This is a genomic window from Microcella pacifica (assembly GCF_009371975.2).
Taxonomy (GTDB): Bacteria; Actinomycetota; Actinomycetes; order Actinomycetales; family Microbacteriaceae; genus Microcella; species Microcella pacifica.
In genome coordinates, this window is sequence record NZ_VIKT02000021.1 from 1 (window position 1) to 14,805 (window position 14,805).

Annotated in this window: 13 protein-coding genes; 10 read left to right on the forward strand and 3 right to left on the reverse strand. The window is 68.8% G+C overall.

Going from position 1 to position 14,805, the window contains the following annotated elements; all coding sequences use genetic code 11:
- Nucleotides 1-117 (forward strand): integrase core domain-containing protein (locus FK219_RS11110; protein WP_152582548.1); only part of this gene is annotated, 117 nt, incomplete at its 5' end.
- Here FK219_RS11110 and FK219_RS11115 read toward each other — a convergent pair.
- The gene (locus tag FK219_RS11115) at nt 114-1,130 is read right to left on the reverse strand and encodes a LacI family DNA-binding transcriptional regulator (RefSeq protein WP_152583996.1); all 1,017 of its coding nucleotides are present in this window, start codon (nt 1,128-1,130) and stop codon (nt 114-116) included. The two genes, FK219_RS11110 and FK219_RS11115, sit on opposite strands and share 4 nt — an antisense overlap.
- A gap of 381 nt (nt 1,131-1,511) precedes the next feature.
- On the opposite strand from FK219_RS11115, the gene FK219_RS11120 reads away from it, so the two are divergent.
- The 4 genes from FK219_RS11120 to FK219_RS11135 all read left to right on the forward strand — a co-directional run bounded on the left by FK219_RS11120 (nt 1,512) and on the right by FK219_RS11135 (nt 6,886).
- Nucleotides 1,512-2,864: an ABC transporter substrate-binding protein gene (locus FK219_RS11120; RefSeq protein WP_152583997.1), complete on the forward strand. Its 1,353-nt coding sequence runs from the start codon at nt 1,512-1,514 to the stop codon at nt 2,862-2,864.
- A gap of 122 nt (nt 2,865-2,986) precedes the next feature.
- Nucleotides 2,987-3,970, forward strand: a complete 984-nt coding sequence (locus tag FK219_RS11125; protein WP_152583998.1) for a carbohydrate ABC transporter permease — start codon at nt 2,987-2,989, stop codon at nt 3,968-3,970.
- Nucleotides 3,967-4,944 carry a carbohydrate ABC transporter permease gene (locus FK219_RS11130; RefSeq protein ID WP_152583999.1) on the forward strand — a complete coding sequence of 326 codons (978 nt, stop codon included), beginning with the start codon at nt 3,967-3,969 and terminating at the stop codon, nt 4,942-4,944. Before FK219_RS11125 ends, FK219_RS11130 begins: the two co-directional genes overlap by 4 nt.
- Nucleotides 4,945-4,999: 55 nt before the next feature.
- Entirely contained in the window at nt 5,000-6,886 is a 1,887-nt protein-coding gene (locus FK219_RS11135) for an ABC transporter ATP-binding protein (RefSeq protein ID WP_210416818.1), read from the forward strand.
- Here the strand turns inward: FK219_RS11135 and FK219_RS11140 are convergent.
- Both FK219_RS11140 and FK219_RS14180 read right to left on the reverse strand, forming a co-directional pair.
- A complete protein-coding gene (locus FK219_RS11140; RefSeq protein ID WP_152584001.1) occupies nt 6,853-7,557 on the reverse strand; it encodes a DUF305 domain-containing protein in 705 nt (234 codons plus the stop codon). The genes FK219_RS11135 and FK219_RS11140 overlap by 34 nt on opposite strands.
- Nucleotides 7,557-8,213 carry a DUF3105 domain-containing protein gene (locus tag FK219_RS14180; RefSeq protein WP_152584002.1) on the reverse strand — a complete coding sequence of 219 codons (657 nt, stop codon included), beginning with the start codon at nt 8,211-8,213 and terminating at the stop codon, nt 7,557-7,559. The genes FK219_RS11140 and FK219_RS14180 overlap by 1 nt, the downstream gene beginning before the upstream one ends.
- Before the next feature lie 122 nt (nt 8,214-8,335).
- Between FK219_RS14180 and FK219_RS11150 the strand changes: the two genes are divergently transcribed.
- The 5 genes from FK219_RS11150 to FK219_RS11170 all read left to right on the forward strand — a co-directional run bounded on the left by FK219_RS11150 (nt 8,336) and on the right by FK219_RS11170 (nt 14,791).
- Nucleotides 8,336-9,721, forward strand: a complete 1,386-nt coding sequence (locus tag FK219_RS11150; protein ID WP_152584003.1) for a cystathionine beta-synthase — start codon at nt 8,336-8,338, stop codon at nt 9,719-9,721.
- A 49-nt stretch (nt 9,722-9,770) separates the two neighbouring features.
- Nucleotides 9,771-10,931, forward strand: coding sequence for a cystathionine gamma-synthase (locus FK219_RS11155; RefSeq protein ID WP_152584004.1), 1,161 nt, complete (start codon nt 9,771-9,773; stop codon nt 10,929-10,931).
- A 104-nt stretch (nt 10,932-11,035) separates the two neighbouring features.
- The gene (locus tag FK219_RS11160; RefSeq protein WP_152584005.1) at nt 11,036-12,070 is read left to right on the forward strand and encodes a LacI family DNA-binding transcriptional regulator; all 1,035 of its coding nucleotides are present in this window, start codon (nt 11,036-11,038) and stop codon (nt 12,068-12,070) included.
- A 418-nt stretch (nt 12,071-12,488) separates the two neighbouring features.
- Complete coding sequence (locus tag FK219_RS11165; RefSeq protein WP_152584006.1) at nt 12,489-13,211, forward strand: L-ribulose-5-phosphate 4-epimerase; 723 nt, start codon at nt 12,489-12,491, stop codon at nt 13,209-13,211.
- Nucleotides 13,208-14,791: a xylulokinase gene (locus FK219_RS11170; RefSeq protein ID WP_152584007.1), complete on the forward strand. Its 1,584-nt coding sequence runs from the start codon at nt 13,208-13,210 to the stop codon at nt 14,789-14,791. The genes FK219_RS11165 and FK219_RS11170 overlap by 4 nt, the downstream gene beginning before the upstream one ends.
- Nucleotides 14,792-14,805 lie beyond the last annotated feature (14 nt).

Below are 14,805 nucleotides of genomic sequence, written 5' to 3' on the forward strand. Positions count from 1 at the left end.
CGCGCAGCTGACTACCCGAGGTGGCTGCATCACTACAATCACCACCGACCCCACACCGGCATCGGCGGATCAACCCCAGCCTCCCGCGTTCACAACCTCACGGGGAAATACAGCTAGGCCGGGCGGGCGGGGCCCGTGCTCGATCGCACCGTGAGGCCCGTGGGCAGCAGCAGGTGCTCGTCGGGAGCGGGGGCGTCATGCTGGTCGATCTGCTCGAGCAGCAGCTCGACGGCCCGACCGCCCTGCGCGCCGGGGCGCTGAGCGAGTGTCGTGATGCCGAGCGTCTCCGCGAGGGGATGGTCGTCGATGCCGATGATCGAGAGGTCGTGCGGCACTCCGATGCCGAGCTGGCGCGCAGCCATCATGATGCCGACTGCGATCTCGTCGCACCCGGCGAAGATGGCGGTCGGCCGCGTGCGCGGGTCGCCGAGCACCGCGAGCCCCGCGGCGTAGCCGCCGGAGATGGAGAACTCGGCTTCGCGGAAGTCGTCTCCCTCGCCGAGGCCCGCCTCCGCCATGGCGCGCTGGAAGCCCGTATAGCGCTGGCTGTGCACGCGGAAGTCCATCTGCTCGTCCTGGTCGCCGCCGACGTGGATGATGCGCTCGTGGCCGAGGCTGATGAGGTGCTCCGTGGCGAGGCGCGAGGTCTCCACATCGTCGATGGACAGAGACGGGATGCCCGCCACGCGTCCCCCGATGGCCACGAGCGGCTTGCCGAGCGCCTGCAGCATCTCCACCTCGTGCGGGCTCAGGGCGATCGTGACGGCGATCACGGCGTCGACGCGCTTGCGCACGAGGAAGTAGTCAAACACTCGGCGCCGGAGGTCGCGATCGGTGCTGAGGCGGTAGAGGGTGAGGTCGTAGCCTGCCCGGATGAGCGCGGACTCGATGCCCTCGAGCACCTCCGCGAAGTACCACCGGTTGATGTACGGGATGACGACCCCGACGTTGCGGGTGCGGCCGGTGACGAGGCTCGCCGCCGTGCTCGAGACGACGTAGCCCAACTCGGACGCGGCCGCCTCGACCTTCCGGCGCGTATCGGTCGAGACGTAGCCGCGACCGCTGAGCGCGCGGGACGCGGTGGACTTGGAGACGCCCGCGATGCGGGCAACATCAGCCAGGATGCTCATGCCTCGTCGTCCTCCGTTGGACCGGTGCGGTGATGACCGCGAAGAAGGGGCGGCCTGCTCGGATCGCCCGCTGAGGGGTCAGTGTAGCCCGAATCCCGGATTTTATGGAACCGGTGCCAGGAATCGACGCGTCCGAGTCCGGTTGCGGCCGGTTCTCTCACCTGGGAGCAGGCATACAGTCGCGCAACAGATCGGTAACGAGCAGGAATCCCGCGCTTGCAGTGCGCGCGAACGTGACGTACCGTAGCGTCTGGAACCGGTTCCCGATGGAGTGCCTTCCGCGCCCCGATACGGGTATCGAGTTTCGCTCTTGCACCACCAACACCACACCCGGCGCCTCGGGTCTCGATGCGCCGACCGACCTCAATGAGGAGGAAACACATGAGTTCCACTCTCCGGCGCAGGGTTCTTGCGCCAGCCGCAGCAGTCGGCGCCCTCAGCCTCGTTCTCGCAGGCTGCGCCGCCGACACCGACGAGCCCGGAGCGGGCGGCGATCTCGACTGCTCCGCATACGAGGCCTATGGCACCTTCGAGGGCGAGAGCGTCGAGGTCTACGCGACGATCGTCGAAGTCGAAGCCGATGACCTCGTGACCAGCTGGTCCGACTTCGAGGACTGCACGGGCATCACGATCGACTACGTGGGCACGCAGGAGGCGGAGACGCAGATCAACGTGCGCGCCGCCGCCGGTGACGCTCCCGACCTCATGATCATCCCGCAGCCCGGTCTTCTGCAGCGCCTGATCGCCGACGGCTACGTCGAGCCCGCCGCCTCGAGCGTCGAGGACAACGTCGACGAGTTCTGGAGCGAGTCGTGGAAGGGCTACGGCACCGTCGATGGCACCTTCTACGCCGCACCGCTGCTCGCCAGCGTCAAGGGCTACATCTGGTACTCGCCGGCCGACTTCGAGGAGAACGGCTACGAGATTCCCACCACGTGGGACGAGATGATCGCTCTCACCGACCAGATGACCGAGCGCAACGAGGGCGCCTACCGCCCCTGGTGCGTCGGCTTCGGCTCGGGTGACGCGACCGGCTGGCCCGGCACCGACTGGGTCGAGGACTCCGTGCTGCGCTTCGCTGGCCCGGAGGCGTACGACGCATGGGTCGCGGGTGAGCTCGAGTTCAGCTCCCCCGAGATCACGGACGCCATCGAGCGGGTCGGCGAGATCCTCCTCGACCCCGAGTACGTCAACGGCGGCTACGGCGGCGTCGAGTCCATCGTGTCGACCACCTTCAACGACGGTGGCCTCCCGATCCTCGACGGCAACTGCTCCATGCACCACCAGGCCTCCTTCTACGAGGCTCAGTGGGGCGAGGGCGTGACGGTGGCTCCGGATGGCGACATCTGGGCGTTCATCACCCCGCCCGCGAGCGCCGATGACGGCCCCGCCGTCACCGGTGGTGGCGAGTTCGTCGCCGCGTTCAACGACCGCGAGGCGACAAGCGCTGTGCAGACCTACCTCGCGAGCGACACGTGGGCCAACAACCGCGTCGCGCTCGGTGGCGTCATCTCGGCGAACCAGGGCCTCGACCCGTCGCTCGCCAGCTCGCAGCTCGGCGTGCAGTCGATCGAGATCCTGCAGAACCCCGACACGGTGTTCCGCTTCGACGCCTCTGACCTCATGCCCGCCGAGGTCGGTACCAGCTCCTTCTGGACCGGCATGGTGGACTGGGTGAGCGGAACGGTCACGACTGATGAGCTCACGGAGTTCATCGACAGCACCTTCCCCTGAGCAGTTCTCTCTAGCGACTGAACTGCCGGAATGACAGCGGGCCCCCCCAACACTCCTGTTCGGCGGGCCCGACTGTCGGGTAGCGTGTCTCGAGTCAGATAAACCAATGGAGGTTTCATCGCATGGCGGATTTCCTGTCCGACTTCGCTGAGAAGTTCGGACTCATGTTCCTCGGCCTCGCCGCGTTCGCCGCTGTGGTCGGCATCCTTCTCTTCTTGGCAGATCGGGCCCCCAAGCGGGGTCGCGACGTTCTGCAGCTCCTCATCTTCCTTCTCCCGGCGGGCATCCTGCTCACCGTGGGCCTCATCTACCCCGCGGTCAACACGACAGTGCTGTCGTTCTTCAACCGCAACTCGCAGGAGTTCGTCGGCTTCGACAACTTCGTGTGGATGTTCACCCAGCCTCAGATTCAGATCACTCTGCTCAACACGCTCGTCTGGGTGGCGCTCGTACCGACGCTCTCGACGATCTTCGGTCTCGCGTACGCGGTCTTCATCGACAAGTCGAAGGGTGAGAAGGTTCTGAAGTCGCTCGTCTTCATGCCCATGGCGATCTCCTTCGTCGGCGCCGGCATCATCTGGCGCTTCATGTACGAGTACCGGGCGGAAGGCTTCAGCGAGCAGATCGGTGTGCTCAACCAGATCATCGTCTGGGTCGGCGGCGAGCCGCAGCAGTTCCTGCAGAACTCGCCCTGGAACACCTTCTTCCTCATCATCGTCATGGTCTGGATCCAGACCGGTTTCGCCATGGTGCTGCTCTCGGCGGCGATCAAGGGAGTTCCCGTCGAGATCGTCGAAGCGTCCCGGCTCGACGGGGCCAACCCGTGGCAGACGTTCTGGAACGTCACCGTGCCCGGCATTCGCAGCACGCTGGTGGTCGTTGTCACCACCATCTCCATCGCCACTCTGAAGGTCTTCGACATCGTGCGAGCCATGACCGGCGGCAACTTCGACACCTCGGTCGTCGCGAACGAGATGTACACGCAGGCGTTCAACCGCGGTGAGTTCGGGCAGGGCTCGGCTCTCGCCCTCGTGCTCTTCGTGATGGTTCTGCCCATCGTCGTCTACAACGTGCGCATCATGCGCAAGCAGAAGGAGATCCGATGAGCACGAGTAGCGGAACCAACACGGGCACGAGCACGGACAAGGTGCAGAAGGCCGAGACCAAGCTCGACCAGCCGCTCGGGCAGAGGAACAAGGCGACGGGTGGAGGAAAGGCCAAGCGGGTCAAGCAGCGCCTCACGTCCCGGTGGGCGACCTTCGCGGCCATCGTCATCGCGGTCATCTGGACGATCCCGACCTTCGGCCTCCTCGTCTCCTCGATCCGCACGCCGGACGAGATTCGCACGACCGGCTGGTGGAACATCTTCGTGAGCCCGAGCTTCACGCTCGAGAACTACGCCGAAGTGCTCACCGTCTCCGGTGCCTCCTCGGCGAACCTCGGGCAGTACTTCGTGAACTCGCTCGTCATCGCGATTCCCGCGGCGCTCTTCCCCATCGCCCTGGCGACGATGGCGGCATACGCCTTCGCGTGGATCAAGTTCAAGGGCTCCGGTGCGCTGTTCGTACTCGTGTTCGCGCTGCAGATCGTTCCGTTGCAGATGGCCCTCGTGCCGCTGCTGCAGATCTTCAGCGGTGTGCTCGGCATCAGCGGAACCTTCCCCGCGGTGTGGATCGCGCACACGATCTTCGGGCTCCCGCTGTGCATCTTCCTGCTGCACAACTTCATCTCGGAGATCCCGGGCGAAGTGGTCGAGGCGGCGCGCGTCGACGGTGCGAACCACACGCAGATCTTCTTCCGCATCATCATTCCGCTGTCGCTCCCGGCGCTCGCGTCGATCGGCATCTTCCAGTTCCTGTGGGTCTGGAACGATCTGCTCGTCGCGCTCGTGTTCTCGGGCGGCACGGCCGACGTCGCGCCACTGACGCAACGATTGGCGGAGCTCGTCGGCAACTTCGGGCGCAACACCGAGCGACTGCCCGCCGCGGCGTTCATCTCGCTCATCATTCCGCTCATCGTGTTCTTCAGCCTGCAGCGCTACTTCGTGCGCGGCCTGCTGGCGGGCTCGACGAAGGGGTAGCGGCACTCTCCACACGGGAATCCCCGGTGGCTGCGCCTAGGCTCGATGCATGAGCATGGGAGGCGGCCACCGGGGATCACGTGTCTCGGGCGGGGACGCCGAGGCTCAGCGGGCCGAGAACGCTGCTGCCCCGCGCATCCCGAATCTGCTCCCGCGCATCGCGCAGCTGTTCCGGCCTCATCGCGCCCGCCTCGCGCTCACGATCGCTCTCGTCCTCGTGTCGGCCGGTCTCAGCGTGCTGCCGCCGCTCCTCACGCAGCAGGCCTTCGACCGAGGGCTCTTCCCGCCCGAGGGCGGCCCGAACATCCCCGTGCTGATTCAGCTCGTGAGCCTCATGCTGCTGCTCTGGATGCTCAGCGCGGGTCTCGGCATCGCCCAGACCTTCCTCACCGCCACCGTGGGCAACGCCGTCATGGCGCAGTTGCGCGTGCGGCTCTTCGCGCACCTGCAGAGCATGGAGCTCGGCTTCTTCACCCGCACCAAGACCGGCGCCATCCAGTCGCGCCTGCAGAACGACGTCGGGGGCGTCGCGGGCGTGCTCAACAACACCGTCTCGAGCGTCATCGGCAACACGGTCACCGTCATCGCGGCCTTCATCGCCATGCTCATCCTCAGCTGGCAGCTCACGGTCGTCGCGGTGATCCTGCTGCCCCTCCTCGTGATCGCGCAGCGGCGCGTCGGCCAGGTGCGCGCGCGCATCGCCGGCAAGACCCAGGAGTCGCTGAGCGACATGTCGGCGATCACGCAGGAGTCGCTGAGCGTCTCGGGCATTCTGCTGGCGAAGAGCTTCTTCGGCCACGAGGGCGAGGTCGAGCGGTACCGCAGCGAGAACGAGGTGCAGCGCCGCCTGCAGGTGCAGCTGCAGATGAGCGGCCAGTGGTTCTTCGCCATCGTCAACGTCTTCCTCTCCGTCATCCCTGCCGTGATCTACCTCGTCGCGGCCTTTCTCATCGAGGCGGATGTCGCCGTCACGGCGGGCACGATCGTCGCGTTCACGACGGTGCAGGCACGCCTGACCTTCCCCCTGCTCGGCCTCATGCGCGTCACTCTCGACCTGCAGACCTCGGCCGCGCTGTTCGCGCGCATCTTCGAGTACCTCGACCTGAGGCCGACCATCACGGAGGCGCCCGACGCGCGCGATGTCGAGCCCTCGCGTGTGGGCTCGGTCGCCTTCCGCGACGTCGTCTTCCGCTATCCGGATGCCGGCGACGACACGTCGCCGACGCTCGACGGGGTCTCGTTCTCGATCGAGCCGGGGCAGTTCGTGGCCTTCGTCGGGCCGTCCGGTGCGGGCAAGACGACGATCTCCTACCTCGTGCCCCGCCTGCACGAGGCGTCGAGCGGCGTCGTCGAGTTCGCGGGCGTGGACGTGCGCGAGCTGCGCCAGGAGTCGCTCATCGGGTCGGTCGGAATTGTGAGTCAGGAGACTTACCTCTTTCACGCGTCGATCGCCGAGAACCTCCGGTATGCGAAGCCCGACGCGAGCGACGAGGAGCTCGAGGCAGCCTGCCGTGCCGCGAACATCCACGAGACCATCGACACGTTCCCCGACGGGTACGCGACGGTCGTCGGTGAGCGCGGGTACCGCCTCTCGGGGGGCGAGAAGCAGCGCGTCGCGATCGCGCGCGTGCTGCTCAAAGACCCCCCGGTGCTCATCCTCGACGAGGCGACGAGCGCGCTCGACTCGGTCTCGGAGCGCGTCGTGCAGCGGGCGCTCGACTCGGCGACGCGCGGGCGCACGACGATCGCGATCGCGCACCGGCTCTCGACCATCAGCGCGGCCGACGTCATCCACGTCGTCGACGGTGGCCGCATCGTCGAGAGCGGCGCGCACGCCGAGCTCGTCGCGCTCGGCGGGGTGTACGCGCGGCTCGTCGAGCAGCAGTCGGCCGACTACGACCGCACGGGTCAGCTGCGCGCGGCGAGCAGCTCTGACATGTAGTCGAGCTCTTTCGACTGCTGTTGGACCATGCCCTGGGCGAGCGTTCTCACCTGTGGATCGTTGCTACGCGCGAGCACAGATTCGGCCATTTCGACGCCGCCCTGGTGATGAGCCATCATGAGGCGGAGGTACAACCTTTCGGCCTCGACGCCGCTGAGGCTCGACAGCAGCTGCAGATCATCCGGAGTGGCCATGCCGGGCATTGCACCGCCGAGGGCGTCTGAACTTGAGCCATCTGTCATGTCCATCCCGGTGTGGTCGCCACCCTGCTCGTCGCTGTTGAGTGCGGGCATCGACATCCACTCCATCGCAGGACGGCTCGACGTTTGTGGGAGACCCCACATCGTCAACCACGCAAACATCTGACCCTGCTGTTGAGTCTGACCGGTCGCGATGTCGAGCGCGAGCAGACGGATCTCGGGGTCGTCAGTGCGCTCGCGAATGATGAGGGACATCTCAATAGCCTGGCCGTGGTGCACCTGCATGTCGCGCGCGAAACCCGCCTCGGCGCTCGACTCTTCAGGCGTTTGGGTCGCGGCTGGCGCCGTGGCCCGCCCGACCAGCACGCCGACAACGATTGCGACAAGCACGAGCAGCGTGCCGATGACCAGCAGACGCGTTCGGCTAAGTGGCGGAGACGCCTCTGCTGCGTCGGTTGCTCTACCGACCATTACGACACCTTCCCGGGCCCGTCCAGCGCTTGGCTGCAGAGCGCCCCAGGCTCAGGGGCCGACTCAGCGAGTCGATACTTGATGATGAAGTCAGCAAGCCTCGGGTCGTCGACGCCGTCGAGCGCGACCTGCACCCCCCAAGCGCTCGCGACGACGGGCGCCTCGAGGCCGGGGAACGGCGAGAGGATGATGTACGTGCTGGGCATCGCGCCGCGCAGCGCGTCGAGGTCGCCGCCCGAGACCCGCTCCGGGTCGTAGGTTACCCACACGGCGCTGTGCTCAAGCGAGTGAACGGCGTTCTCGTTTTGCTGAGGTTCCTCGTAAATGCCGCAGTTGAGCCAGGTCGGGTTGTGGGGACCGCCCGCAGGGGGAGTCTGCTCGTACTCGACCGCAGACTCCACATGGACCGCCTCGAGAGCCTCGATCTCCTGCACGCCCTCGACCTCGATCGTCGAGGGATCGACGGGAGGCGTCGCCGAGGTGATGACGACGGCGATGATGAGACTGAGCACGCCCGCGCCGGCGGCGATCGAGCCGAGGACGGTGACGCGGTTGCGCACCTTCTCCGCCCGCTGCTTCTTCTTGAGGGCCGCCACCTTCTCGGCACGGCGCTTCTCGCGCTGCTGCTTGATCGTGAGGTTCTCGTCGTCGGACACGGTTTCGCTCCCGGAGGCTTCGTGAGGGACTGTGGCGAGACGCGCACAGAGTCTTCATTCTCGCAGACGAATCGTATGCGTCCACTGAGAGGGCCCACCGGCGCTGATAGCGTGAACGCACCATGAAGTACGCGCAGACCGTGACCGATCTCATCGGCGATACGCCCCTCGTCAAGCTGAACCGCGTGACGGAGGGCATCAGCGCGACCGTGCTCGCCAAGGTCGAGTACCTCAACCCGGGGGGCTCGTCGAAGGACCGCATCGCGACGCGCATCATCGACGCGGCTGAGCGCGAGGGTCACCTGAAGCCGGGTGGCACGATCGTGGAGCCGACGAGCGGCAACACGGGCGTCGGCCTCGCGCTCGTCGCCCAGCAGCGCGGCTACCGGTGCGTCTTCGTGCTGCCCGACAAGGTCGGCGAAGACAAGCGCAACGTGCTCACGGCCTACGGTGCCGAGATCGTCGTGACGCCGACGGCCGTCGCACCCGACGACCCCGAGTCGTACTACTCGGTGAGTGATCGGCTCGCCGCCGAGATTCCGGGCGCCTTCAAGCCCAACCAGTATGCGAACCCCAACGGGCCGCTCTCGCACTACGAGACGACGGGCCCCGAGGTCTGGCGCGACACCGAGGGCCGCGTGACCCACTTCGTCGCGGGCGTCGGCACGGGCGGCACGATCACGGGTGCGGGCCGGTATTTGCGCGAGATCAGCGACGAGACGCCGCGGGGCCGTGTGCAGATCGTGGGCGCCGACCCGGTCGGCAGCGTCTACTCGGGCGGTGACGGCCGCCCGTACCTCGTCGAGGGCGTCGGCGAGGACTTCTGGCCGGGCGCCTACGACCCGAGCGTCGTCGACCGCGTCGTGGCCGTGAGCGACCAACAGTCGTTCGACATGACGCTGCGCCTCGCGCGCGAGGAAGGCCTGCTCGTCGGCGGCTCGTGCGGCATGGCCGTCGTCGCCGCCCTCGAGGTCGCGCGCGAGCTCGGCCCCGACGACGTCGTCGTCGTCCTCCTGCCCGACGGAGGCCGCGGCTACCTTGGCAAGATTTTCAACGAGGGCTGGATGCGCCGCCACGGCTTCGCGGCGGCCACGGGCTCCCCGACCGTCGCCGATCTGCTCGGCGAGCAGCGTCGCCCGCTCGCGCACGTGCGCCGCGAGCACACCGTCGGTGAGGCGATCGCCGCGCTCGAGTCGTCGGCGGGCGCGCTGCCCGTCGTCGCGGCGGAGCCGCCGCTCGTGCTCGGCGAGGTTCTCGGCTCGGTCTCCGCCTCCGGTCTGCTGCGGTCGCTCGCCGCGGGCGAGGTGACGGCGACCGATCCGGTGGCGGCGGCGATGTCCCCCGGTCTGCCGTTCGTCGGCGCGCACGAATCCCTCGACGCCGCCGCCGAGCGCTTCGCCGCGCGGGGCGCCGGCGGGCGCGTGCCCGACACCCTCCTCGTGCTCGAGGGCGGCAATCCCGTGGGCCTGCTGTCGCGCCACGATCTGCTCGCCGCCCTCGCAGGCTGAGCCGCGAGCATCCCGTTCATCCTCACTGCGCCACACCGTCTGGAGAACCATGACCGACCACACCGACCACGGCTTCGCCACGCGCGCCATCCACGCGGGGCAAGACTTCGACCCGACGACGGGCGCGATCATCCCGCCCGTCTACTTCACCTCGACCTTCGTGCAGGAGGGCATCGGCCGACTGCGCGGCGGCTACGAGTACGCGCGCGGCGGCAACCCCACGCGGGATGCCCTGCAGGAGCAGCTCGCCGCGCTCGAAGGCGCGACCCACGCCGTCAGCTTCGCCTCGGGCCTCGCGGCGGAGGACGCTCTGCTGCGCGCCGTGCTGCGCCCCGGTGATCACGTGCTCATGGGCAACGACGTGTACGGCGGCACGCACCGCCTCGTGCGGCGCATCTTCGGCGACTGGGGCATCGGCCTCACGACGATGGCGCTGTCGGATCCGCATGCCGTGCGCACGGCGCTCGCCGAGCTGAGCCCACGGGTGCTGTGGCTCGAGACCCCGAGCAACCCCATGATGACGGTCACCGATATCGCGCAGCTCGCCGAGCTCGGGCACGCCGCGGGAGCCCTCGTCGTCGTCGACAACACGTTCGCGACGCCGTACCTGCAGCAGCCGCTCGCGCTCGGCGCCGACGTCGTCGTGCACTCGACGACGAAGTACCTCGGCGGTCACTCCGACGTGCTCGGCGGCGCGATCGTGACCTCCGACGACGAGCTCGCGTCGACGGTGCAGTTTCAGCAGTTCGCGGCCGGCGCCGTCTCCGGCCCCATGGACGCGTGGCTGACCTCGCGCGGCATCAAGACCCTCGCCGTGCGCATGGAGCGGCACAGCGCGAACGCGCAGGCCATCGCCGAGGCGATCGAGGGTCACGCGGCGGTCGCGCGCGTGCACTACCCGGGCCTGCCCACGCACCCCGACCACGCCCTCGCCGCGCGACAGATGCGCCTCTTCGGCGGGATGCTCTCGCTCGAGCTCGTCGGTGGAGGAGCGGCCGCGCGCGCCTTCGCCGAGGGCACGCGCCTGTTCCAGCTGGCGGAGTCGCTCGGCGGCGTCGAGTCGCTCATGAACTACCCGAGCGAGATGACGCACGCCTCGGTGCGCGGCACCGAGCTCGAGGTGCCCGACTCGATCGTGCGCCTCTCGGTGGGCATCGAGGAGGCCGACGACCTCGTGGCCGACGTGCTGCAGGCCCTCGCGCGGGTCTAGCCGAGCATCCGGCACCTCGTCCCTGTCGGGTCGGCACGCGCCGAGCGGCATAATGGGGGCGGAACCCGTGTGACCGTACACATTCCCCGCCCGAACGGACGCTGATGACCACCGATACCGACCGGCCTGCGGAGCCGGAGCGCGTGCGCGCTCCGAACATCCGCGACGTGGCGCGGGTCGCCGGCGTCTCGTACCAGACCGTCTCGCGCGTGCTCAACGACAGCCCCAGCATTCGGCCCGAGACCCTGCAGCGGGTGCGCGACGCGATCGCCGAGCTCGGGTACCGGCCCAATCAGGCTGCCCGCGCGCTCGTCACGAGCCGCTCGCGCACGATCGGCGTGCTCGGCGCGCAGACAGTGCACTACGGGCCGGCGACGAGCCTCCACGCCATCGAGACGTCGGCGCGCGAAGCCGGCTACCGGCTGTCGATCACCAACATCTCGTCAAGCGACTACACGTCGATCAAGTCGGGGCTCGACTACCTGATGAGCCAGTCGGTGGAGGCGCTCATCGTCATCGCCCCGCAGGTGCGCGTGTTCGAGGCGATCAACGATCTGCAAGTCGGCGTGCCGTACGTCACCCTCGAGGCGACCGGCCTCGGCACCTCGCACTCTCTCTGGGTCGACCAGGTCACCGGTGCTCGGCGCGCGACCAAGCACCTCATCGACCTCGGGCACACCGAGATCATGCACATCTCCGGGCCGCAGGACTGGATCGAGGCAGAGGCGCGCATGCAGGGCTTTCTGCGCGAGCTCTCCGACGCCGACCTGCGCACGCGCGCGCCGATTCTGGGCGACTGGACGGCGTCGTTCGGCTACTACGCGGGGCTCGAACTGCTGAGGTTTCGCGACTTCTCCGCGGTCTTCGCGGGCAATGACCAGATGGCGCTCGGTCTCATCCATGCCTGCCGCGAACTGGGGCTCGATGTGCCGGGCGACATCTCGGTCGTCGGTTTCGACGACATCCCGGAGGCGTCGCACTTCTCACCGCCGCTGACGACCGTGCGCCAGAACTTCGCCGAGATCGGGCGGCGGGCGATCGAGCTGCTGCTCGGCGAGCTGCGCGGCGAGACTGGCCTGAGCCACGAGCCCGTGCAGCCCGAGCTCGTCATCCGAGAGTCCACGGCGCCGCACCGGTAACCCGCACCCGCACCCCCCACCCCCGCACCCCACCCCCCACCCACGATGTGGGCCAGATCTGGCGCGAAAGGGCGTTTGCCGAGGTGCGAGCACCCACTTTGCGGCAAATCTGGGGCGTGCGGGGCGTGCGGGGTGTGCGGGGGGTGTGCGGGGGTGCGGGGGTGCGGAGGGTGCATGGCGTGCGGGGGTGCGGGGGTGCGGAGGGTGCATGGCGTGCGGGGCGTGCGCCCCTCGTTATGAACTTGTGACCGTTTCGCAGAGGATCGACTTGACAAATGTGACCGTTTCGCCGTTAGAGTGCAGGGGCAACATGTGAACGGTCACACGCTGATCGTCACCGAGCGGGTTCTCCCCGCACCCTGTCACCCTGTTCCACCCCGGCGTCGGGCCCCCGTCGCCGCAGCGACGATGGAGTCCCATGAGTACCGACGCCCTGAGCCCCGAGGTGCAGGTCGCGATCGCGCGCGTGCGCGATGAGGTCGCTGCCCTCCACACCGAGCTCGTGCGGTACGGCCTCGTCGTCTGGACCGGGGGCAACGTGAGCGGGCGCGTTCCCGGCGCCGATCTCTTCGTCATCAAGCCGAGCGGCGTCTCCTACGACGACCTCGACCCCGCGAACATGATCCTGTGCACCCTCGACGGCGAGGTCGTGCCCGACACCCCCGGCAGCGAGCGCAGCCCCTCGAGCGACACCGCCGCTCACGCCTACGTCTACCGCTCCATGCCCGAGGTCGGCGGCGTGGTGCACACCCACTCGACCTACGCGACCGCGTGGGCCGCGCGCGGGGAGGCCATCCCCTGCGTCATCACGGCCATGGCCGACGAGTTCGGCGGTGAGATTCCGATCGGCCCGTTCGCCATCATCGGCGACGACTCGATCGGTCGCGGCATCGTCGAGACCCTGCAGGGGCACCGCTCGCGCGGCGTGCTCATGCAGAACCACGGTCCGTTCACGATTGGCAAGGACGCTCGCGACGCCGTCAAGGCGGCCGTCATGCTCGAGGATGTCGCTCGCACGGTGCACATCGCTCGCCAGCTCGGCGACCCTCTGCCGATCGAGTCCGCCGCGATCGACGGGCTCTTCGATCGCTACCAGAACGTCTACGGGCAGACCGGTGAGCCGAGAGGCACGAGCCGATGACCGCCGCCTCCGCGATCGCCGAGGGGCGCGCCGTGCTCGGCATCGAGCTCGGCTCGACCCGCATCAAGGCCTGCCTCGTCGGCGACGACCCGAATGCCGTGATCGCGACCGGATCGCACGAGTGGGAGAACCAGCTCGTCGACGGCGTGTGGACCTACTCGCTCGAGTCCGTCGAGTCCGGCCTGCAGAGCGCCTACGCCGCGCTCGTCGCCGATGCGCAGTCGCGTCACGGGGTCGCCCCGACCGCGTTCGCCGCCCTCGGCGTCTCGGCGATGATGCACGGCTACCTCGCCTTCGACGACGCCGGCGAGCTGCTCGTGCCCTTCCGCACCTGGCGCAACACGAGCACGGGCGCCGCGGCCGCCGAGCTCACCGACCTCTTCGGCGTGAACATTCCGCAGCGCTGGTCGATCGCCCACCTGCACCAGGCGGTGCTGGACGGCGAGGCGCACGTCGGGCGCGTCCACCACCTCACGACGCTGGCCGGCTACGTGCACGAGCGCCTCACGGGTGAGAGGGTTCTGGGCGTCGGCGACGCCTCGGGAATGTTCCCGCTCGATGCCGAGGGCTCCGGCTACGACCCCGAGCTCGTGGCGCGCTACGACGCTGCCGTCGCCGGGTCCGCTCTCACCGGTTCGATCATCGGGATGCTCCCCGCCGTGCTGCCCGCGGGCCACGAGGCCGGCCGCCTCACCGCGCAGGGGGCAGCCCTGCTCGACCCGTCCGGTGCCCTGCAGCCGGGCGCCGTGCTGTGCCCGCCCGAGGGAGATGCCGGTACCGGCATGGTCGCGACGAACGCGGTCGCACCGCGCACGGGCAACGTGAGCGCCGGCACGAGCATCTTCGCGATGGTCGTCCTCGACCGACCCCTCGCCCGTGTGCACCCCGAGCTCGACATCGTGGCGACGCCCGCCGGTGCGCCGGTCGCGATGGTGCACTGCAACAACGGCGCGAGCGAGCTCGCCGCATGGGTCGGCACCTACCGCCGCTTCGCCGAGATCGCCGGGGCCCCGATCGGCGCCGACGAGGCCTACAGCCTCCTGTTCGCGGAGGCGCTCGACGGCGAGACCGACGCCGGCGGCATCCTCGCCTACAACCAGGTCGCGGGCGAGCCGGTCGCGCACCTGAGCGAGGGCCGCCCGCTCATCGTGCGCACCCCCGACAGCCGTGTGACGCTCGCGAACGTCATGCGCGCGCACCTCTACGGCGTCTTCGCGACGCTGAGCCTCGGCATGCGCGTGCTGCGCGACGAGGGCGTCGAGATCGACCGCATGTACGCCCACGGCGGCATGTTCCGCACGGCCGGCGTTGCCCAGCGCTTCCTCGCCGCCGCGCTCGACGCACCCGTCGGCGTCGCCGAGAGCGCCTCCGAGGGCGGGGCCTGGGGCGTCGCCGTGCTCGCCGCCTTCACCGCGCGCGGCGGTGGCGACCTCGCCGCGTTCCTCGACGACGAGGTCTTCGCCGCAGCCGACTCCCAGCCCGTCGCCGCCGACCAGGCCGACGTCGCGGGCTTCGCCGCCTACCTGACGCACTACGAGGCCGGCCTCGACGTTCACCGCCGCGCCATCGAGGTGCTCTGACCCATGACAAGGAC